The 21,948-nt window shown below is 74.6% G+C and carries 13 protein-coding genes; 6 read left to right on the top strand and 7 right to left on the bottom strand.

All coding sequences use genetic code 11. The features are described 5' to 3' along the window. Positions 1–97: 97 nt before the first annotated feature. The 3 genes from ABD254_RS01710 to ABD254_RS01700 form a co-directional block, all read right to left on the bottom strand. Entirely contained in the window at positions 98–3,808 is a 3,711-nt protein-coding gene (locus tag ABD254_RS01710) for a glycosyltransferase (RefSeq protein WP_344245007.1), read from the bottom strand. Between the two features lie 64 nt (positions 3,809–3,872). Continuing rightward, positions 3,873–4,676: a polysaccharide pyruvyl transferase family protein gene (locus ABD254_RS01705; protein WP_344245005.1), complete on the bottom strand. Its 804-nt coding sequence runs from the start codon at positions 4,674–4,676 to the stop codon at positions 3,873–3,875. Then, the gene (locus ABD254_RS01700; RefSeq protein WP_344245003.1) at positions 4,673–5,614 is read right to left on the bottom strand and encodes a hypothetical protein; all 942 of its coding nucleotides are present in this window, start codon (positions 5,612–5,614) and stop codon (positions 4,673–4,675) included. Before ABD254_RS01700 ends, ABD254_RS01705 begins: the two co-directional genes overlap by 4 nt. A 150-nt stretch (positions 5,615–5,764) precedes the next feature. On the opposite strand from ABD254_RS01700, the gene ABD254_RS01695 reads away from it, so the two are divergent. Then, entirely contained in the window at positions 5,765–7,009 is a 1,245-nt protein-coding gene (locus tag ABD254_RS01695) for a sulfotransferase family protein (protein ID WP_344245001.1), read from the top strand. Positions 7,010–7,060: 51 nt separating this feature from the next. Here the strand turns inward: ABD254_RS01695 and ABD254_RS01690 are convergent, their stop codons facing one another. Genes ABD254_RS01690 through ABD254_RS01680 form a run of 3 tightly spaced genes read right to left on the bottom strand, consistent with a single transcriptional unit; the run spans position 7,061 to position 12,447 of the window. Continuing rightward, complete coding sequence (locus ABD254_RS01690) at positions 7,061–10,540, bottom strand: glycosyltransferase (RefSeq protein WP_344244999.1); 3,480 nt, start codon at positions 10,538–10,540, stop codon at positions 7,061–7,063. Beyond that, complete coding sequence (locus tag ABD254_RS01685) at positions 10,537–10,878, bottom strand: hypothetical protein (protein ID WP_344244997.1); 342 nt, start codon at positions 10,876–10,878, stop codon at positions 10,537–10,539. Before ABD254_RS01685 ends, ABD254_RS01690 begins: the two co-directional genes overlap by 4 nt. Positions 10,879–10,917: 39 nt before the next feature. Further along, entirely contained in the window at positions 10,918–12,447 is a 1,530-nt protein-coding gene (locus ABD254_RS01680; protein WP_344244995.1) for a LicD family protein, read from the bottom strand. A 153-nt stretch (positions 12,448–12,600) separates the two neighbouring features. Between ABD254_RS01680 and ABD254_RS01675 the strand changes: the two genes are divergently transcribed. The 5 genes from ABD254_RS01675 (at position 12,601) to ABD254_RS01655 (ending at position 20,294) form a co-directional block, all read left to right on the top strand. Continuing rightward, positions 12,601–14,463, top strand: a complete 1,863-nt coding sequence (locus tag ABD254_RS01675; protein WP_344244993.1) for a glycosyltransferase — start codon at positions 12,601–12,603, stop codon at positions 14,461–14,463. A 78-nt stretch (positions 14,464–14,541) separates the two neighbouring features. Further along, a complete protein-coding gene (locus ABD254_RS01670; protein WP_344244991.1) occupies positions 14,542–15,963 on the top strand; it encodes a polysaccharide pyruvyl transferase family protein in 1,422 nt (473 codons plus the stop codon). 10 nt (positions 15,964–15,973) lie between these two features. Beyond that, the gene (locus tag ABD254_RS01665; RefSeq protein ID WP_344244989.1) at positions 15,974–17,827 is read left to right on the top strand and encodes a glycosyltransferase; all 1,854 of its coding nucleotides are present in this window, start codon (positions 15,974–15,976) and stop codon (positions 17,825–17,827) included. A 48-nt stretch (positions 17,828–17,875) separates the two neighbouring features. Continuing rightward, complete coding sequence (glf, locus tag ABD254_RS01660) at positions 17,876–19,006, top strand: UDP-galactopyranose mutase (protein WP_344244987.1); 1,131 nt, start codon at positions 17,876–17,878, stop codon at positions 19,004–19,006. 157 nt (positions 19,007–19,163) lie between these two features. Further along, positions 19,164–20,294 (top strand): hypothetical protein, encoded by a 1,131-nt coding sequence (locus tag ABD254_RS01655; protein ID WP_344244985.1) that lies wholly within the window; start codon positions 19,164–19,166, stop codon positions 20,292–20,294. 39 nt (positions 20,295–20,333) lie between these two features. Here the strand turns inward: ABD254_RS01655 and manA are convergent, their stop codons facing one another. Continuing rightward, positions 20,334–21,587: a mannose-6-phosphate isomerase, class I gene (gene manA, locus ABD254_RS01650; protein WP_344244983.1), complete on the bottom strand. Its 1,254-nt coding sequence runs from the start codon at positions 21,585–21,587 to the stop codon at positions 20,334–20,336. Between the last annotated feature and the right edge of the window lie 361 nt (positions 21,588–21,948).

Below are 21,948 nucleotides of genomic sequence, written 5' to 3'. Positions count from 1 at the left end.
GGCCCGGCCCGGTGTGGGCAGGTCGAGAACCCGGAAAACTCTACGTCAGCAGGCATGTCGCCGGGGGCCTCGTCGCAGATCCAGCATCGTCGTCGACTCACACCGGCAACGACGCGACGAGGCCGCGCTTAAGGTCGTCGATCCCGGTCGGGGGACGGAACCGCCCGGTGACGAGCTCGACGAGCCGCGGCAGGTCGAGGTCGCGCACGTCGTCCGGAGTCAGCGGGGGCTGGTACCGGTCGGGGCCGAAGGCGGAGCAGTAGTCGCGGAACTTGTGGTCGCCGCCGACGAGCTTGTCGCTGACCTTGAGCCGGGCGTTGGGCACGCCCAGCGCGTCGGCGAAGATCAGGCCGTGCATGGAGGAGGACACGACGACCTCGCAGGCGGCGATCTCGCGGGCGACCTCCTCCGGGGTCCAGGCGACGTCGATGCGTCGCACCCCCGGAAGGGCGGCGATCGCGCGCATCGTGGGATCCTCGACGTCCCGGTAGTGCGGGATCACGCCGAGGGCGTAGCGCTTGCCCACGGGCCCGTCGACCAGGCGGTCCGCGAGGAGACCCGGGTCGCCGAGCGCGGCGCCCGCCTGCGCCTCGGGTGACAGGCCCTCCAGGCTCAGGCGGCCGCGCACGGCGCGCGGCACGAAGCCGGCCGGGGCCTCGCCCTTGAAGGGCCGGATCATGCCGGCACCCCAGACGGCCGGCATGTCCTCGCCGCGCTCGCGCAGCGCCATCTGGAGCACCGACCCCGCGCCCACGATCTCGGCCCGGTCCAGCGGCGTCCAGACGACCCGTCGGCCCGTGAGGCGCTCGACCAGCGGCGCCGTCACCTCGTCGCCGAAGTTCAGCTCGGTCGGGTGCCGCCAGCGCCACCACCACAGCCGGACGGGCTCGTGGGTGGCGCCCCCGGGTGTCGGCCCGGCGGCCGGGACCTCAGGGGCGCGGGCGCTCGACGTCCGCGTGACGCGGACGACCGCGGCCGCCCGCGCGCCGGGTCGCGCGGGCTCGCCCGGGACTGCCTCGGCACGGAGCTCGTCGGAGCCTGCACGCGCCGGGCCCTCGCCCACGACGGCGGCCAGGACCCCGTGTTGCGAGACGGCGAGGGTCAGGGGGAGCGTGCTCGCCGTGAACGGCACCGGCAGCCGCGCGGCGACGTGCTCGTCGTCGACGCGGCTCCAGGGGAGCCGGTGGCGGGCGTCGCGGCCCTCGGCGGTCGCGACGTAGGCGTACACCCGCGGCGGCGCGTCCGACGCGACGTGCAGGACGGCCTCCGGCCGGCCGTCCGGGTCGAGCCGCAGGGCGGTCATCCGCGCGTCCGGTGCCGGATGGCCCGAGCCGTCGCGGTCGATCGAGAGGTTGCCGGACCTGGCGGCTCCGAACAGGACGGCCCCCGAGGCCTCGAGAGCGACGGCGTCCTTGTCCACGGACCGGTCGCGGACGGCCCCGAAGCGCACGGGCGTGCCCGGGCGGTCGTCCCAGAGCGGGGTGATCCACAGGTCCCAGACGCCGCTGCCGGGGAGCTCGTCGACGTCGGTGCCGATCTCGAAGGTCACGGCGTCCTGGCGCGCGTCCACGGGGGTGGTGCCCCGCACGGCCGTGCGCGCCTCGACCGACTCCGTGCCGGTCGGCGGGGAGGCCCGGCGCAGGCGCCACTCGGCGTGGACGCCCGTGGGGAGCGGGGCGGCGGTCAGCGGGTGCACCTGGCCGCGCGCGGTGACGCGGTCGCCGGACACGGTGAGCCCGGTGAGCAGGTGCGCGACCTCCGGCGGGTCCGCGCGGAGCGCCTCGCGGCCGAGGGCGTCCTCGACGCTCGCGGGAGCGTCGACGAAGAACCCGTCGCGACGCGCGACGACGAGCAGGTGACGCGGGTCGCCCCCCGCGTGCTCGACGAGCGCCGCGAGGGTCACGGGGTCCCGGCGGAACACGAGGTCGTAGACCGGGCGGGTGTGCGGCTCCACCCGGGCGCGCAGACCGGGCGTCCACAGGTGCCCGAACTCGTCGGCCACGCGGTCGACCAGGTCCGCCCGCGCCTCGGCGTCCAGCGCGAGGTAGGCCCGCCGGAACGCGCCTTCGAGCGCGCGGTCGCCGAACGACCGCCGCAGCAGCTCGTCGCGGCGGTCTCCGGGCTCGGTGTAGCGCTCGACCACCCCCGTCAGGAGGCGGGTCTTGCGCAGCCTGACGTCGATCACCGAGCCGCTCCGTCGCCCGCGCCGTGCCTCGTGGCCCCGCACCCGGTAGTACACGGCGTCGGTGAGGATGACGACGCGGCGGGCGGAGAGCTCCGCCTCGGCCACGAAGGGCTGGTCCTCGCCGTGGAGCAGGCCCGCCGGGAACCGGAGCCCCTGACCCGACACGTGCGCCGCGCGGAACAGCTTCGTGGGGCCGAGCGCGCCCATCATGTGGTTCGCGACCAGGTCCGCGTCCACGGAGGTCTTCTTGAACACCCGTCGTGGCACGTTGGTGCGACCGGCGAAGCCCTCCATCTTCCCGAGCACCACGTCGGCCTCGAGCGCGTCCGCGGCGTCGGCCATCTTCTCGAGCGCGGCCGGGGCGAGCACGTCGTCGGCGTCGAGGAAGAAGAGGTGCCTGCCGGTCGACGCCTCGATGCCGGCGTTCCGGGGTGCGGCGGCCGTCCCGCTGCGCGCCTGGGTGACGACCCGCATCCGCGGGTGCTGCTTCTCCAGCCGGCGGAGGACGGCCAGCGAGTCGTCGGTCGAGCCGTCGTCCACCGTGACGATCTCGACCTGCTCGGCCGGCAGCGTCTGGTCGAACACCGACCGGACCGCCTCCTCGACGGTGTTCGCGCCGTTGTACACGGGCACGACGACGGAGACCCGGGGTGCTGCCGCCAGGTCGGCGGCGGCGGCCTGGCGCGCGGCGCGAGGCGGGGCGACGACCCTCGCGGCCCCGCCACGGCCGACCCGCACCAGCAGCGGGACCGGGGTGCGGGTCCCGCCCGGTGCCAGCACCACCTGCCACAGGCCGGGCGTCGCCGCCACCGTGGCCTGCAGCGTGACGGCCTCGCCCTCCGTCACGACCTCGAACGCCCCGGGAGCGGTCGACGCCCTGTCACGGCGGCGCAGGGTGCGCAGCGCCCGGCGGGCGCGGGAGCCGTCCGGCGCGACCAGCTCGGCGCCGCCGTCCGCGACGGCGTGACCGGCGTCCGTGGGGAAGACCCGGATCCCGTCCAGCGGCACGGAGATCCGGACGGTCCGTCGCCCGGCGTCGTCCGCCGCGGTGCCGACCCGGGCCGCCGCCGCGCGCGGGCGCGCGGCGTCGACGAGGGGGCGCACCTGCGCGACCTCGAGCCTCAGGGTGCCGTCCTCGTCGCGGGAGGCGACGTACGGCACGCCGTCGACGAGCGCGGGCCGCGCGGGCTGGTCGCCGCGGACCTCGATCGGGTGCTCGCTCCCCGGCCCGAGGGGCTCGGCGAGGACGTCCCAGGTGCCCGGTCCGGTCGTGGGCCCGGTCCCGGGGGCGTCCGCCCGCGGGTCGAACCGCGCCTCGGACCGCACGCGCACGGTGACGCGACGGTCGTCGCCGGGCAGCGGGACGAGCTCGGCGGTGCTGCTGGTGTCCAGGCGGCGCATCGTGCCCGCCGTGCGCTCGCGCACCAGGAGGCGGCACGTCGTGCCCTCGGCGTCGTCGTCGACGTCGGACCGCAGGACCGTGCGTTCGGCGCCGTGCTCGTCGAGCCGGCGGGTCGTGGCACGCAGGTGCAGCACGCCGTCGACCCAGACCAGGCCGTCGAGGTCGGTCCGTGCCTGGTCGCGCCGGCCGGGCTCGTCCCTGCGCTCAGCGTTCATGGTCATGCTTCCTCATCCTTCGGGCCGCAGGCATCGCGCCCGTCGAGTATCCCCGGACGTCGTCGATCCGTCAGACCGGGATGCTGCGCAGCAGCCCCTGCTGCAGCGCGTCCAGCCCGCCGGGGGGCTGGAAACGCTCCTGGACGCGGGCGACGAGCCCGTCGGCGGAGAGCCCGGCGACGTCGTCGGCGGACCACGGGTCGTGCCGGCGGTCGTCGAAGGCGGAGAAGTAGTCCTGGTACTTGTACAGCCCGTGCTTGGCGCCCCCGACGCTCTCGCTGAGCCGCAGGTGGGCGTTGGGCACGCCGAGCGCGTCGGCGAAGATCATCCCGTGCAGGGACGACGAGACGACGACCTCGCACGCGGCGATCTCCCGCGCGACCTCCTCGGGGGTCCACGCCACGTCGATGAACCGGACGCGGTCCGACAGCCCGCGCATCGCGCGGACGGCGGGGTCGGCCTTGTCCTTGTAGTGCGGCACGACGCCGACGGCGTACCGCTTGCGCACGGGACCGTCGACGAGCAGGTGGGCGAGGAGGCCCGGGTCGCCGAGCGCGATCCGCTCCCGGGACTCGTCGGGGAAGTGCCCGGCGCTGAGCCGCCCGCGGACCGCGTGCACGCGCAGGTCGTCGCGGAGCTCGCCGGGGTAGGGGCGCATGAAGCCCGAACCCCAGACGGCCGGGAACGAGGGAGGGTTCCCCTTCAGCAGGCCGACCAGCACGGAGCCCGCCCCGACGAGGTCGGCCCGGCCCGGTTCGCTGTGCTGCACGGGCCGCCCCGTGATGCGCTCGAGGAGCGGCGCGGTCACCTCGTCCCCGAAGTTCAGCTCCTTCGGGTACTGCCACCGCCACCACCACAGGCGTATCGGCTTCATGCGGGCACCCCGCGCGCGGCGTCGGCGTACCTGGTCACGGTCAGGGTGTCGCCCTCGAGCCGCACGGTCGCGTCGTCGTCGCCCTGGCCTTCGAGGCCTTCGGTCCCGTCGAGGCCGTCGAGGCCGTCGAGGCGCGGACGCACGCGGATCCCGTCGGCGACCACCACCAGCCGTGACCGCAGCGCGCCGGCGCGGTGGGGGACCGGGAGGCGGACCGCGACGGTGCCGTCGTCCAGCCGCCGCCACGGCAGGCGCTGGCGTGCGTCCCTGCTGCCGGCGGGCGTCACGTCGGCGTACACCCGCAGGTCGTCGTCGGCGGGCACGCACAGCACCACCTCGGGCCGGCCGTCGTCGTCCTCCTGGAGCCGCTCGGCGGTGACGCGCGGGACCTCCCGCACGCCGCGGGCGAGCGAGGCGTGCCCGCCGGGGGCGGTGAAGTCCAGGACGTCGCCCGACGCGAGGACCTGGCCGTCGGCGTCGACGCGCCCGGGGCGAGCGGCCCCGAACCCCGTGGCGGGTGCCGATCCGTGCTCCCACACCGGCGCGATCTCGAGGTCCCAGCTGCCGCGGGCGGGGAGCGACCGGGGGTCGACGGCCACCGTGAAGGCGAGGGACCGGCCGGCGTCGGTCGAGCGCGTGCCTCGCAGCCGCACCGGGACCTCGACCGCCTGCTGGGTGTCGCGCAGGCGCAGCCAGGCGCGGACGCCGTGCAGCGTGTCGGTGCCCGCCCGTGTGCTCACCCGGCCCGCCAGCTCGGCGACGTCGCCGTCGACGGCGACGCCCGTGAGCACCGACTCGACGGCGAGCGGCTCCGCCGGGTGCTCGGAGACGTCGCGCGCGGGCGCGCGCAGGACCGCGCCGCGCGCGGGCGCGCGCAGGGCCTGGATCCGGCTGGTGAGCAGCGCCCAGCCACCCCGGGTCGTGAGGCGGTTCGCCACAGGTCCTCCCTGCGTTGACGGTTGACGAGCCGGGACATGGTCCCACACGGCGAATTCGCCGGGCGACACCCACGCCGCGCGGGAAGGGGCGTTCGGGCCCGGCGGTAGAGTGTGCCGGCACCCGCCCTCGACGTGACTCCTGGATGATCGATGACTCCGAACGAACCGCGCCAGACACCGTTGCTGCTGCCTGAGCGCGCACGCCTCTTCCACATCGGTCTGCCGAAGACGGGGACCACGCACCTGCAGAACGCGGCCGCGGCGCTGCGGCCCCAGCTGCTCGAGCACGGCGTGCACTATCCCGGCACCACCTTCAACCACCGCCGCGAGGTCTCCTCGTTCATGGGCCGGGGCTGGGGCTGGGGGGACAAGCCCACCCTCGAGAACTGGGAACGCCTCATGGCCGAGGTGGACGCCGACACCGAGAACCGGATCTGGCTCGGGCACGAGTTCGCGTCCGAGAGCTCCGTCGAGACGGCCGACCGGTTCCGCGAGGCCCTCGGCGACCGGGTCCACGTGGTCGTGACGCTGCGCCACTACGGGTCCATCCTGGCCTCCTCCTGGCAGCAGTACATGAAGATGGGCGACACCGTCGGCTACGACCGGTGGCTCGAGGCGGTGCTGGCCGACCCGCCGAACCGCAAGGTGACGAAGACCTTCCACACCCGCAACGACCAGGGCCTCGTGATCTCCCGCTGGGCGGACGCCGTCGGGCCCGAGAACGTGACGGCCATCGTCATCGACAAGGCGACGCCGAACCTCCTGACGGACGCGTTCGAGGACCTCCTCGGTCTCCCGCAGGGCTTCCTGGCCACCGCGGAGCAGGACGGCTACTCGTCGAACCGCGGGATGTCCGTCGAGGAGGCGGAGCTGCTGCGCGCCGTCAACGCCGAGTTCCGGCGCCGCGAGCTGCCCTGGCCCACGTACGAGCACTGGATGCGCCGCGGCATCGCCGGCCACCTGATGGCCGCGCGCCTGCCGGGCGAGCACGACACGTCGTTCGAGCTCCCCACGTGGGCGGCGGCGAAGGCGACCGAGCGCGGGAACCGCTACGTCGACCAGATCGAGGACAGCGGCATCCGGGTGGTCGGCGACCTCGACGCGCTGCGAGCGCCGGCCCCGAGCAGCGAGGACCCGGTCTTCGCCGTCGACGAGGTGCCGCTCGACGTCGCCAAGGAAGCGGTCATGGGGGCGATCGAGGCGGGGCTCCTCAAGGACCAGAAGCTCGCCAAGACCTCCGCTGCGCTCGCCGAGGCCCGGGCCGTGCTCCGCGGCAACCGGAAGGCGGGGCGCAACGACGAGCGGATCCTCGAGAAGTTCCGCGCCACCGAGCTCGCGGCCGAGGTCGGCCGCCGGGCGGCCCAGCGGGCCGGACGGGTGTTCCGCCGGGGCTGACGTCCGCCGCGGGCGGGGCCGGCGGTCGTCGCAGGGCCCCGCCGCAGCGCGTCAGCGCGACCTGCGGACGACGAGCACCCCGCCCGGGTCGCGGCTCACCCGGGTCGCGGGGCCGAGGTCGACGGCGAGGTCGTGGACGGCGAGCTCCTCCCCGATCTGCCGCCCGACCACGTCGGACGCGCCGCGCGTCGTGCCCCACACCGGCGTGACGGCGAGGTTCCACGCCCCCCGGCCCGGGACGGCCGCGGGATCGAGGGCGATCGAGAAGGTCGCGGGCCCGCGAACGGGACGCTCGACGAGCTCGGCCGCGAGCGGGATGCGGGGGCCGTCCGCCGCGTGCGGCTCCAGCTCGGCGACGATGGTCTCCGGCGGCGTGACCACGGCGTTGCCGGCCACGGTTCCGGCCACCTCCACGCGGAGCGTGAGCCCTGACGGGCCCTTCCGGACGTCGACGAGGGTGCTCGCCGGCGTCGGCGCCTCCGTCGCGCGGCGCCACTCCAGCGGGATCCGGGAGGCGAGGGCGCGGGGGAGCGCCACCACGACCTCGCCGCGCTTCGCGACGTAGCGCAAGCGCCGGACGTCGCCGCGGGAGTGCCGCACGACCGCCATCAGGTCGTCGTCCCGGCCGCCCGCGAAGAGCAGCCACAGCGGGAGCTGCAGGTGCGCCGCCAGGTGGGAGCGCAGCCCGTCGTTCCAGAGGTGCGTGAACCGGTCCCGGATGCGGTCGGTCTGCTCGGCCCGGACCGCGGTGTCCTCCTCGAAGTACAGGTTGCGGAGCAGCCCGTGGTAGACGTACCGGATCGCCCGGCGCATGAGGGCGTCCCGGCGGGGGCCCGCCTCGACGTGCTCCTCGATGAGGTCCACGAGGCGGGAGGCCTTCTCGAAGATGATCTCGAACCCGGCTCCGGACCTGGACAGGTGCTGGTCGGCGTCGTCGCGCAGCCGCCAGACGTAGTAGTCGTCGTCCGCGAGGATCGCGATCCTGCGGGCGGTGAGCTCCGCGGCGGCGACGAAGAGCACGTCCTCGCCGATGCTGATGTCCTCGGGGAACCGCAGGCCGTGCTGCTCGAGGTGGGTGCGGCGGAACAGCTTGTGCGGGGTCATGGCGTGGAAGAGGTGGTCCTCGACCAGGTCGGCGTCCAGCACCGTCCGACGGAACGTGATCGTCGGCGCGCCCCGGCCGCCCAGGCCCCGCATCCTGCCGAGCACGACGTCGCTCCCCGTGGACTCGGCGGCGCCGACGAGCCGTTCGAGGGCGTGCGGGGTCAGCAGGTCGTCCGCGTCGAGGCAGAAGACGTACGTCCCGGTGGCGTGGTCCAGCGCGACGTTGCGGGGCCGCGACGCCGAGCCGGAGTTCTCCTGCGTGATCACCTGCATGCGGGGGTGCTGGGTCGCCAGCCCTCCCAGGACCTCGAGGGTGTCGTCGGTCGACCCGTCGTCGACGACGACGATCTCGATGCGCTCCGCGGTGAGGGTCTGCGCGAAGACCGAGCGCACGGACTCCTCGACGTAGCGCGACACGTTGTACGCCGGGATCACCACGGTGACGTCGGCCGGGCGCGCCGCGGGGACGTCCCACCCGCTCGTGGTCCGCGGACCGCCGGCCAGGCGCGGGCGGAGCTGCCAGCGCGCCCCCGGGGCGCGGAACGTCGCGGTCAGCCAGCTGCCGGACGGCGCGGCGTCGAGCGTCGCCACCCCGCGCTCGGGAAGCGCCCCGCCCAGCGGGCGGGCGAGGCGCCCGACCGCCGGGACGCGCTCGGCCGCCGAGTGCGGCGCGACGGCCGCGACGCCCTCGAGCCGGGCGGGCGCGTCGACGTAGAGGTCGTGCACGGGCACGTGGACGGCGTGGTGGCGCCAGGGCGCGGGCCCCGACGCGGTGACGGTGCCGCGCGACCAGTCGGGCCGGAGGTGGTCGAGAAGGGCGTGGCGCGCCTGTCCGACGTCGATCGTCAGCGCGTCGTCCTCGGAGCGGGACGCCACGACGGCGCGCCCACCCACCACGGCCGGCCTGGCGGCCGCCGTCGACCGGACCGGGACGTGGGAGAGCTCGCCGAGCAGGCGGTTCTTGGCGTGGACGACCCACACGGCGTCGGCCACGGGCTCGCCCTGCGCGGCGGAGGCGGGGGAGAACTGGGTGACCGTCGAGACGGCGACGCTCACGACGGACCCGTCCGGCGGTTCCTGGTCGGACTCGGGCCGGCCCAGCCGTTCGAGGCGGAGCTCCGAGCGGGACCTGAGGTTCCAGGTGGTCTTCGAGTCGTCGTCCCGAAGCGTCAGGTGGGACGACGCGCGGCGGACGTCGTCGGTGACGTCGCGCAGCGGGCGGGGCAGGATGTCGAGCGACGCGGGGAGCACCCGGTGCAGGCGCCCGCCGCGCGCCACCTTGAACCGCACCGGCCTGCCGTCCGCGCCGGTCCATCGCGCGGTCGCGCGGATGCGCAGCGCGCCCTTCTCCCACCAGATCGCGTCCACCGTGGAGGTGCCGGTCACGGACGCGTCGATCTGCTGGAGCTCGCGCAACAGGTCGACGCGGCGGCGGCGCAGCAGCCACGCCTGGGGCCGCACCTGGGCGGGAAGGTCGGCGTCCCACTCCTCGGGGACGTACTTCTCGACGATCGCCAGCGCGCGGTCCACGACGTGGTCGACCCGGTCCGGGTGCGTCCCCGACCGCAGCCAGCCGTCGATCCGGGAGATGACGCGCAGCCGGTACTGGTGCAGCAGCTGGGTCCTGCGGGCCTCGGCGACGTCGTCGGTGTCGAGGGTCCGGTCGATGAAGTCGAAGAGGGCGCCGAGCTTGTCCCAGAACTCGTCCTCCCACGGACCGTACGTGGCGGAGTTGTTCTGGTCCGTGGCGTGCCAGAGGTAGACAGGGGTGTCGGACAGGATCGACACGACCTCCGCGTGCTTGAAGCACGCGACGTTGAAGTAGACGTCCTCCCAGTACATCCGGCGGCCCTCGGGGAAGCGGATGCCGTGCTCGAGGAGGAAGTCCCGCCGGTAGAGCTTGTGCGGCATCATCGGCAGCAGCGCGTTGATGCCGCGGCGCGGCAGGGCGTTGGGGATGTTCGCCGTAAAGTTGCCGAGCCCCCAGTGCGGGTCGGAGGTCTTGAGCTCCTTGGGGCTGAGCACGTCCGCGTGGTGCGCCGTCGCGTACTCGTACGACGCGCGCAGGCCGTCCGGGAAGATCTCGTCGTCGTGATCCATGAACAGCACGTACTCGCCACGCGCCAGCCCGAGGCCGACGTTACGGGGCCGGCTCGGCCAGCCCGAGTTCTCGATCCGCTCGATCCGGACGTTGGGCCGCTCGTCGCGGATGCGCTGCAGCCGGTCCCACGTGTCGTCGGGGGAGCCGTCGTCGACGATGACGACCTCGAACTCGTCCTGCGGCATGGTCTGGGCAGCGAGCGAGTCGACGACCCGACGGATGCCGTCGCCGGGCTGGTAGGCCGGGACGACGACGGAGACCTTCAGACCCGCGGCTGCCGACGGGCGCGCGGGCGCGTCGGCGGAGGCGCCCTGCGGCTCGGTCACGCGCCGGAGGCCTTCCCCTGCTCCCGTTCCGCGGCCAGGCGCTCCTCGAGGTCGGCGACGGCGCGGTCGGTCACGGAACGGTCGGGGACGGGGGCCACCCCGGCGGCGGCGGCGTCCTGGCGGGCCCGCTCGAAGACGACGTCGTAGAGCTCCGCGACCCGGCGGTGGTCGCGGCGCAGCGCGTCCACCTCGCGGCGCAGGTCCTGCAGCTCACGCTCGTAGGCGACGAAGCGCAGCGGGCCCTCGCCGTGGTCGGCCGTGAGGTCGCTCAGCGCCTCGAGGTTGCGCACCGTGCGGGGTGCGACGCGGCGGGCGATGCGGGCGACGTAGGACTTCATGGTGCAACGGCTCCTGTGGGGGTGGGGTCGGCGCCTGGGTCAGCGCCAGATCAGCGTCGTGAGGGCCCGTCGGTCGCCGACCGACGTCGGCTGGTCGCTGGACTCGATGGTGTGCAGGCCGAGCTTGAAACGGCGCGACTCGGACCGGAGCTTGGCCGCGGAGAGGGCCCACGTCTCCGGGTCCTGCGGGTCGCGCAGCGGCCGGTCGGTGCACACCGTGGCGAAGCAGAAGGTCTGCTCGTCGAGACCCCCGTACAGCAGGGTCTGGAACAGGTCCGCGCGGCCGAGCTCCGGCATCTCGTGCAGCAGGTGGTGGGCGAAGAAGTACGGCTGACGGCCCTGGGCGACGAGGTCCAGGGTCAGCCGGAGCAGCGCGTGCCGGTCGTTGAAGTTGCAGTACCGGTACTCGACGCCGTCCGGTCGCGTCTGGTTCGCGAGCCGCAGCGCTTCGTAGCTGTAGTCGAGCCCCAGGACCTCGTGCCCCCCGGCGGCGATGCGCTCGGTGAGGCGCCCGTCGCCGCTCCCGAGGTCGACGACGAACGCGCCCTCCGGCAGGAGGGACAGGAACTGGTCCACCTGCCGCTCGCCGCCCGCGGGGCCGTCCGGCCGCGTCGAGTACTTCTCGTAGTGCTTCTCCCAGTAGACGCGCTGCCGGTTGAAGACGCCGAAGTGGTTGTCGAAACGCCGCCGCGTCGAGCGGGGCGAGACGAAGACGAACGACGGGTCGGGGATGCGCCACGACGGGCCGTAGGCGAACTCGAGCCAGGCCTCCGGCTGCGCCGGGGCGGGCAGGTCCACGCCGTCGATGCGCATGGTCGACACCGGTACCAGGGTCTCGCGCGGGAGCTCGCCGCGGAGGGCGAACGGCTGGTTGTAGAGCCCGTCCTCGGTGTGGTAGCCGGTGAAGATGTCGATGTAGTGGTCGGTCTCGCCGTCGTCGGTGAAGAACGTCACCTGCAGCTGCGCCAGGCTCAGGCAGATGGCGGTGTAACCCTCGGCCGCCAGCTTCCGCTGGAGCTCGTAGCTGACCTGGCCCGCCTCGAGGTCGGTGCGGGCGTCCGAGAGGAACGCGAAGTCGATGTCGTCGTCGTGCGGGAGCATCCCGCCGTTGCGCATCGCGCCGAGCAGGCTGCCGCCCACCATGTAGATGGGGTAGCCCCACGACTCCATGAGGTCGGCGAGCTTGCGGCCGTTGGTGAGCAGGCGGTCGCGGACGCCGTTCTCGGAGCCGTCCAGGACCGGGCCGAGCCGGTTCCACTTGTTCATGGCCAGCCACCGGCCCTGGGTGTCGGTCACGCTGACCCGGGCGTCGCCGTCCGCGCCCCCGAACCGGACGTCGCCACTGGCCAGCACCTCGTCGTCGGCGGAGCGGCGGACGGTGAGCGTCGTGCGGCCGCGGAGGTACGGGCGCAGGGCCTCGGGCCACCAGAGGCGGCGGCCGAACGGCGACCGGGTGTGCCCGGGCAGCTTCGTGGACCACACGCGGTGCCCGTCGAAGAGCACGTCGACCGTCTCCGCGGGCTGCTCGGCGGGGACGCGGACACGCAGTCCCAGACGGGAGGCGGTCACGGAGCTCATCGCAGGAACGGCCCTTCGTCGGTGGCGGGAGCAGGTCGGAGTCTACGGGACCGCGATCGGCGGCCACGCGGCCGCCGCGGCCGGGACCTGGCGGCCGCGGGCCGGGGAGGCGGCGCCCTGAACGTTAGGGTAGGCACGCTCTCGATGACCAGCCGACGGAAGGCCCCCATGCACGTCGCCCACGTGCTGTCCCTGCCCAGCGCCCCGGACCGCCGCCCGCTCTACCTCGAAGGACGCGACGGCAAGGACGACCGCGCGGTCGTCCGCCCGGACGGCTCGCTGCTCGTCCCCGCGGACTCGTCGCAGGGCTTCGCGACCTACTTCGCGGCGTTCCCGGCGTCCTACTGGGTGCGGTGGACCGGCGCGACGGCCGTCCGGCTCGAGCTCGAGCTCGCCGGCGCCGGCACCGTCCGGGTGCTGCGCAGCGACGCGGCGGGCGCGGCCCGCGAGGTGGGGCGGGCGGACGCCGCAGCCCGGACGGCGATCGAGGTCGACGTCACGGGCGGGGCCGACGGCGGCTGGCTGTGGTTCGAGGTCGACGCGCAGGACGACGTCGTCGTGCACGGCGCCCGCTGGCTCGTCGACGCCGCCCCGCGCCGCGACGGCCGGGTGTGCCTGGCGATCACCACCGTGAACAAGCCCGACTACTGCCTCGCGACGCTGGAGGCGATCGCGGCCGCCCCCGCGCTGCGCGAGGTCGTCGAGACGGTCTTCGTCGTCGACCAGGGCAGCGACAAGGTGGCCGACCGGCCGGGCTTCGACCGGGTGGCGGCCGAGCTCGGGCCCCAGCTGACGGTCATCGACCAGGGGAACCTCGGCGGTTCCGGCGGCTTCTCGCGCGGGATGCTGGAGACCCTGGACCGCCCGGGCTGCGACGCCGTGCTGCTCATGGACGACGACGTCGCCGTCGACCCCGAGGCGCTGCTCCGCGCCGTGCGGTTCCACCGCACCGTGACCGACCCCGTCGTCGTGGGCGGCCACATGCTCGACTACAACGAGCCCTCGGTGCTGCACGCGTTCAGCGAGGTCGTGGACCAGCGGCACTTCATGTGGGGCTCGCCCGAGCGCGAGCACGAGCGGCACGACCTGGCGACCGGCCCGCTGCGGGACACCCCGTGGCTGCACGCCCGCGCCGACGGGCAGTTCAACGGCTGGTGGATGTGCCTGGTCCCGGTCGCCGCGCTGCGCGCCGTCGGGCTGTCGATGCCGCTCTTCCTCAAGTGGGACGACGCCGAGTTCTGCCTGCGCGCGGGCGAGGCCGGCTTCCCGACGGTCTCGCTGCCGGGCGCCGCGCTGTGGCACGTCGCCTGGGTCGACAAGGACGACACCGTGGAGTGGCAGGCGCTGCTGCACACCCGCAACCGGGTGGTCTCGGCGCTGCTGCACGCCCGGCGCCCGCGGGGCGGGGCGCTGCTGCGCGACCTGCTCGCCACCGACCTCAAGCTGCTGCTGGGCATGCGCTACTACCCGGTGGACCTGCACGTGCGCGCGCTGCGCGAGGTGCTGGCAGGCCCCGGCCGGCTGCACGCCGAGCTCGGGAGCACGGTCGCCGACGCGCGGGCGGTGGGTGCCGCCCACCCCGAGACGGTGAAGCACGCGCCCGGCGACGCGGCCTTCGACGCCGCGCTCGCGCGCCGCCGGCCCGGCGCGGCGAGCCCCAAGCCCGAGGGGAAGGCCGCCCAGGCGGCGTTTGCGGCGCGCAGCGTCCTGCGTACCCTGCGCCCGGTCCCGGCTGCGGACCGGCGCCGGCCCTCCGTCGCGCTCGAGCGGGGTCAGGCCACCTGGTGGGAGGTGCCGCGGCACGGCTCCGTGCTGGTGCTGGCCGGCGACGAGACGTCGGGCACCTGGCTGCGGCGCGAGCCGGCCACGTTCTGGCGCCTGGCGGCGGCCACGCTCGTGGCGCACCTGCGGGTGGCCGTGCGGTGGCGGTCGCTGTCGGCGGCCTGGCGCCGTGCCGCCCCCGGCCTGTCCGCTCCGGAGACCTGGCGCCGGACGTTCGAGGGCTGACGGGTCCCGCTGGTCGGACGGGTTCTCGCGCGCGGCTATTTCCGACTAAAGTCATCGGTTATGTCGATCGGAGATCCTGTGACCGCCTCCCGCGCCGGGCGCGCGCTCGTCGTCGGCGCCTACGAGCGCGACAACTTCGGTGACCTGCTGTTCCTGCTGGTCACCGAGAAGTACCTCGCCGACGCCGGCCTCGACGTCGTGGCGACCGCCCCCGTCGCGGCGGACATGACGGACCTGCTCGACCGCCGCGTCGACGGCTTCGTGCCGCGCCTGGAGGCGGAGCGGTTCGACCAGGTCTGGACCGTCGGGGGCGAGGTCGGCGGCACCCGCGTCGACACGGCGCTCTGGATGTCGGCCCCGTCGGCGACCTGGCGTCGGTACCGGGCCGCGGACGCCCAGGAGCAGGCGCGGCTGCGGCGCGAGCTGATCGGCGGTACCGAGATCGAGTCCCCGTACCTCCCGCGGATGTCGGCCTTTCCGCGGAACGCCACGACGCCCGCCGTGCTCAACTCGATCGGGCTCGCGGGGATCTCCGGCCGGGACGCCGGCGACCGGGAGAAGATCCTGCGGATCGTGCGCGAGGCGACGTCCGTCTCGGTGCGCGACCGGCTCTCCAGCGACCTCCTCGCCCGGCACGGCATCGCGCACACGCTGGTGCCCGACGTGGTGCACACCGTCCGCCTGACCCACCCCCGGCCCGACGGCGAGGAGGGCAGCGGGTTCGCGCTCGTCCAGGCCGCGACGCGCATGCTCGCGAAGGAGGGCGTCGAACGGTTCGCCGACGCCCTCGCGGCCTCCGAGGCGCTCGCGCCCTTCCCGGTCCGGCTCTTCGCGGCCGGGCTCGCGCCCAACCACGACTCGCTCGCCGACTACGCGCGCATCGTCGAGCTGGTGCGTGCCCACGACCCGCAGCGGGACATCGCGGTGCTCGACACCTCCCGCCGGCCCTGGGAGCTCGTCGACGAGATCCGCCGGGCCCGGCTGTGGGTGGGCGGATCGCTGCACGGCCGGATCGTCGCCGCCGCCTACGACGTGCCGCGCGTGAGCTTCGCGAAGCGCAAGCTCGACACCTACGCCCGGACCTGGGACCCGCACATGCCCTACGGCACGACGGCGGACACCCTCGACGACGCGGTGCGCCGGGCGCTCGACCCCCGGGTGGTGCGCGCGTCCGCGGGCGTCGGCGAGCGCCTGGCACACCTCGCGGACCGGAACGTCCGGGCGGCGGTCGGCGCGGCGTCCACCGCGACCGACGCCGAGACCGCCGCGCGGCGCGCGGCGGCCGCGGACCGGGCCGTCGTCGAGCGGGACCGTCGTGCGCGCGAGGAGGCGGCCCAGCTGCGCCGGCAGGTCTCCGCGCTCGAGGCGGCGAGGCCGAGCGCGCGGGAGGTGCTGCGCGCGAGCGTGCGCGCCCGGGGCCTGGCGCTCGTGTCCGACGTCCGCAGGGTCGGGGGAGGGGTGGCACGACGCGTGCGGGGGGCACGCCTCGCGCACCACTAAGATGTGCGGGATGTCCACTCCCACCGTCGTCGCCGTCGTCGTGTCGTACAACCGGGCCGCGCTGCTCGGTGCGGCGCTCGACGCGCTCGCGGCCCAGACGCGGCCGGTCGACCGCGTCGTGGTGGTCGACAACGCCTCGACGGACGACGCGCTCACTGTGGCGCGCGAGCACCCCAGCGCGCCAGAGGTGGTGGCGCTCAAGCGGAACACCGGCGGGGCCGGCGGGTTCACGGTCGGCCTGGCGGCCGCCGTCGCCGACCTGGGCGCCGACCTGGTCTGGCTCATGGACGACGACACCGTGCCCACGCCCACCGCCCTCGGCAACCTCCTCGGGGCGCGCGACGCCTACGACGGCGACGTCGCGGCGATGGCGAGCCGCGTCGTGTGGACCGACGGCACCGACCATCCGATGAACACGCCCCGCAGCCGCCCGGGCGCGTCGCCCGACGCGCTGCGGCGCGCGAAGGCCGCCGGCGCGATGCCGGTGCGGTCCATGTCGTTCGTCTCGATGCTGGTCGACGCGGTGGTCGTGCGCCGGCTCGGGCTGCCGGTGGCGGACTACTTCATCTGGAACGACGACTTCGAGTACTCGACGCGGCTGCTGCGCCGCGGCGTCGGCCTGTACGTGCCGGGCAGCGTCGTCGAGCACCGCACCGCGCGCCTCGTGGGCACCGACTCCGACCCGGGGCCGCGCTTCTACTACGAGGTGCGCAACAAGGTCTGGACGTTCACCCGCTCGTCGGCGCTGAGCGCGTCCGAGCGGCTGCTCTACGGCGGGTCGACGCTGCGCCGGTGGGCGCGGACGGTCGCGCGCTCGTCCGACCGCGGCACGCTCGCGAAGGCGGGCTCGCGCGGTCTCTGGCACGGCCTGGTGCACCGCCCGCGGGCCGACACCGAGGTGCTCGCCGGCGTCGGGCCGGCCGCGCTGAGCGTCGCGCGGCTCGAGGCCGGCACGAGCGCGCCCACCCCGCCGCCCGTCAGCCGGGCCGCCGCGGCGGCGCCGTCGGGCGTCGCGGGCGGCGTCCTCGACGACCACCGCTTCTCCGTGCTGCTGCCGGTGTACGCGGGCGACGACGCCGCGCACCTGGAGCGCGGCCTCCTGTCGGTCACGCGCGACCAGACGCTGCGTCCCGACGAGGTGGTCGTCGTCCGGGACGGCCCCGTGGGCGCCGACGTCGCGGCCGTGCTGTCCCGGCTGCACGAGCTCACGCAGGTGCCGGTCACGCTGGTGCCGCTCGAGCGCAACGTCGGGCTGGCGCGCGCGCTCGAGGCGGGCCTCGAGGCCTGCAAGCACGAGATCGTCGCGCGGGCCGACGCGGACGACGTCTCCCGGCCCGAGCGCTTCGCCGTGCAGGTCCCGCTGGTCGCCGGCGGCCACGACATCGTGGGCTCCGCGATCCAGGAGTTCGAGGACGACGAGGCCGAGCCGGGCATGGTGCGCGTGCCGCCGACGGGGGACGAGATCGCGGCGGCCGCCCGGTTCCGCGACCCGTTCAACCACCCGTCGGTCGTGTACCGGCGCTCCGCCGTCGCCGCCGCGGGCGGGTACGAGCACCTGGACCTCATGGAGGACTACCTGCTCTTCGCCCGCATGCTCGCCGCGGGCGCGAGCGCGCAGAACGTCACCGAGCCGCTCGTGCTGTACCGGGTCGGCGCGGGCGCCTACGCACGCCGCGGCGGGCGCCGGCTGCTGGCCTCCGAGCTCGCGCTGCAGCGCACCCTGCACTCCGAGGGGTTCCTCACCGCCCCGCAGCTGGTGCGCAACGTCGTGGTGCGGGCCGGGTACCGGGTGGTGCCCGAGCGGGTGCGCAAGGTCGGCTACCGTGCGTACACCCGGCTGCGCGGCGGCTACATCCCCGACTGACCTGACCCCGTCGGCCTCGACCCACTCCGAAACCTGGAGGCTTCTCCCATGACCGACCTCGTCGTCGTCGGCACCGGATTCTTCGGCCTGACCGTCGCCGAGCAGATGGCCGGCCGTGGCCGCAAGGTGCTCATGATCGACCGGCGCGACCACCTCGGCGGCAACGCGTACAGCGAGGACGAGCCGTCCACCGGCATCGAGGTGCACCGCTACGGCGCGCACCTGTTCCACACCTCCAACGAGCGGGTGTGGGAGTACGCGAACCGGTTCACGACGTTCACGTCCTACGTCCACCGCGTGTACACCACGCACCGGGGCGAGGTCTTCCCGATGCCGATCAACCTCGGCACGATCAACCAGTTCTTCCGCTCGGCGCACGGGCCGGACGCCGCCCGGGCGCTGGTGCGCGAGCAGGCGGCCGAGCTCGGGGGCAAGCGGCCGGAGAACCTCGACGAGCAGGGCGTCTCCCTCATCGGGCGACCGCTGTACGAGGCGTTCATCCAGGGCTACACCGCCAAGCAGTGGCAGACCGACCCGCGCGAGCTGCCGGCGTCGATCATCTCCCGGCTGCCCGTGCGGTACACGTACGACAACCGGTACTTCAACGACACGCACGAGGGCCTGCCGACCGACGGCTACACGGCCTGGCTCGAGCGGATGGCCGACCACCCGAACATCGAGGTGCGGCTCGGCACGGACTTCTTCGACGAGACGCAGCCCGTGAGCAAGAAGTCCGTCGTCGGGCAGGTGCCCGTCGTGTACACGGGACCCGTCGACCGGTACTTCGACTACGCCGAGGGCGAGCTGAGCTGGCGCACGCTCGACTTCGAGCAGGAGGTCCTGCCGATCGGCGACTTCCAGGGCACCCCGGTGATGAACTACGCGGACCCCGACGTGCCGTACACGCGCATCCACGAGTTCCGGCACTTCCACCCGGAGCGCGACTACCCGACGGACAAGACCGTCGTGGTGCGCGAGTACTCGCGGTTCGCCGAGCGTGCCGACGAGCCGTACTACCCGGTGAACACCGCCGACGACCGCGAGCGTCTCAAGCGTTACCGCGACCTCATGGGCGGCGAGGCCGACGTGCACTTCGGCGGGCGGCTGGGCACATACCAGTACCTCGACATGCACATGGCCATCGGCGCCGCCCTCTCCATGGCGGACAACAAGCTGTAGCGCCTCCGCGCCGAGCACGGGGTTGGGATCGTATTGAGGCCTCAATACGATCCCAACCCCGTGCTCGGCATGGCGGGACCCCCTCCACAGGGGGGTGGCGTCCACAGACCCGGTCGCGGCCGACCCGCGGGCGCCGGTGCCGCGCTGCGATGGTGCGATGCGCACCTTCGCCGATATCCCCGCGCTCCTGCTCGCCGTCGCCGCGGCACAGGAAGGGCTGCTGTCCGCCGAGCAGTGCGACCGGCACGGGGTCGGCAGCGCCAGACGGAGTCGGCTCGTCCGGGCGGGTCGTTGGATGGCGGTCACGAGGGGCGTCGTCGACACCATCGTCGTCCCGCTCCGCGAACGGACCGTGGCCGACGTCCCGGTGGGTGCCCTGCCGCCCCTCTCGCGGTCCGACGACGCCGAGGCATCGCGCTCCGTCCGTGCCCTGCGCACCGCGCACCGTGCGCTCTCGAGCGCGGACGTCGTCCTCGAGCATCGCCGCCGCCGCAAGGCATGGGTCGGGATGCTCGCGTTCGGACCGGCGGCGACGGCGGTCGGGACCAACGCTCTCGCGCTGCACGGGGTGGAAGGTCTGCCCGTCGACCTGCGGTCCGAGGCGGCTCTCCCGCACGCCTCCGACCGCGTGGACCGCCCGGGGGCGCTCCTGCGGCAGTTCGACGACGGGATGACGACAGTCCCGTTCGGCGACCGGCGGACGGGCGAGCGGCAGATCGCCAGCGTCGACTGGGCGATCGCCCAGGCGGTCCCGGAGCTGCCGATGGCGCACGGGCTGGCCGTGCTCGACTCGGCCCTGCGCCTGGAGGTCCTGGACCGCGCGGGCCTGGCGCTCGCTCACGACCATGCGCGCGGGCGGCGAGGAGTCGCGCTGCGGCACGAGCTGTGGGACCTGGCCGACCCTCGGGCCGAGTCGGCGCTCGAGTCGTTCGGACGTTGGGGCTGCATCGAGGAAGGTGTGCCGCCGGACGACCTCCAGCTGCCGGTCCACGCGCCGTCCGGGAGGTTGCTCGGCGTGGCGGACATGGTCTGGCACCTGCCCGGCAGCCGGCTGCTGGTCGCGGAGATGGACGGTCGGGCTTGGCACGAGGGCGACGAGCGGGCCGACCACCGCGACCGGGACCGGGACAACGACTTCGCGGCCGACCCGCGCATCGACCTGTTGCGGTTCGACGCGCGGCACGTCCGGGCGAGGACGGTCGGCACGCAGGTCCGCGCGTTCCTCGGGGCAGCCCGATCCCGCGTGAACACGGGCTCGGGGTCGAACACGGGGTTGGGATCGTATTGAGGCCTCAATACGATCCCAACCCCGTGTTCGGCGCGGAGGTTACGGGACCCAGGCGCAGACCAGGTGGGCGGTGCCGTCGACCGTGAGCGACCCCGCGGCGTCGGGCACGAGGCACGACTCGCCGCGCCGCAGCGTCAGCTCGCCGCCGCCGGTGAGCAGCCGTGCCTCGCCGTCGAGGGCGAGCACGATCCGCGGGCCGTCGCCGGCGAGCGCCACGGGCTCGCCGCTGACGACGTCGGCGAACGTGAGCGCGAACTCGGCGACCGGGGCGCGGTAGGTCGTCACGACGCTCTGGTCGCCAGAGACCGTCGTGTCCGGCCGGCCGGGCGGGCGGGGTGCGAACGACGCGCACTCCAGGAGCGCGCCCGCGTCGACGTGCTTGGTGGTCAGGCCCGCGCGCAGCACGTTGTCGGACGCCGCCATCACCTCGACGCCGAGGCCCGACAGGTACGCGTGCACCTCGCCGGCGGGCACGAACATCGCCTCGCCCGGCTCGAGCGTCACCCGGTTGAGCAGGAGCGAGACGAGCGCCCCCGGGTCGCCGGGGTGCTGCGCCGCCAGCGCGAGCACGGTCGCGTCGGCGCGGGCGGTCGGTGACGTCGCCGCGTGTCGCGCGGCGACGGACGCGACGGCCTCGGCGACGTCGTCGGCGCAGGTGGGTGACGTGCGCGCGGCGACGAGCGCCCGGGTGGCGGCCCGCACGCCCGCCGTCGACGGGCTGGCGTCGAGCGCCGCGCGGACGCCGTCGACCAGCCGGCCGGCGAGGCCGTCGAGCAAGGCGCGCACGGATCGCGGGCTGCGGAACCCGGCGAGGGCCTCGAACGTGCTGAGCGCGACGATCAGCTCGGGCTTGTGCTGCTCGTCGTGGAACGACCGCCGGGGGTCCCCGGAGAGCAGGCCCGCGCGGACCTCGCGGTGGTACCCGGCCCGGGCGAGGTGCGGGCGCGGGTGCACCTGCAGCGACAGGGCGCGCTCCGCCGCGAGCACCTTGAGCAGGAACGGCAGGCGCGGACCGAACCGGTCGGACACGCGGCGGCCGAGCACGGCGACCGGCTCGGCCTGCAGGAGGTCGGCCAGCGACCGGCCGGCCCTCCCGACGGCGCTGCTCCCGTCCGAGCGGATGCTCGACGGCGCGGCCGGGTGGGCCCCCAGCCACAGCTCGGCGGCCGGGCGGCCGTCGGGCACCCGGCCGAGCAGCTCCGGGATGAGCGTGGGCGAGCCCCAGTCGTAGTCGCGCACGGGGTTGACCAGGGGCAGGACTCTCGCCGTGCGGGAGGTTTGCCGCGTATTCATCACCATGTCATTCATCCGTCATCCGCCTGTCGTCCTTGTGTCGTCGACTTTCCCGTGCGCCTGTGATGCAATCTGCCGCCGCGCCGACCCCGATATCGCGGACGCCATATCTCGCATCGTTCTCCTCGTCGACAGTCGTCGAACCTCCGTGCGGTGCCGACCGTGCTCGGCGCGGCCTCGGCTTGGTCCATCAGGCCTGGCCGTCGGCGGCGGTACGACGCGCCCCGTGAATGTCGACGTCCACCATGAAAGGGCAATGACAATGGCCCTGGGGCCGTTCGCGGCCGATGTCGAAGAATGTTCACCTACATGAAGTTCGATGTTCGCCCAGAGTTGTCGCGGGGTGGCCGAGGTCGACTTG

The organism is Isoptericola hypogeus (assembly GCF_039531145.1).
Taxonomy (GTDB): domain Bacteria; phylum Actinomycetota; class Actinomycetes; order Actinomycetales; family Cellulomonadaceae; genus Isoptericola; species Isoptericola hypogeus.
The sequence above is the reverse complement of the archived record's forward strand: the minus strand, read 5'-3'. Positions and strand labels throughout refer to the sequence as shown.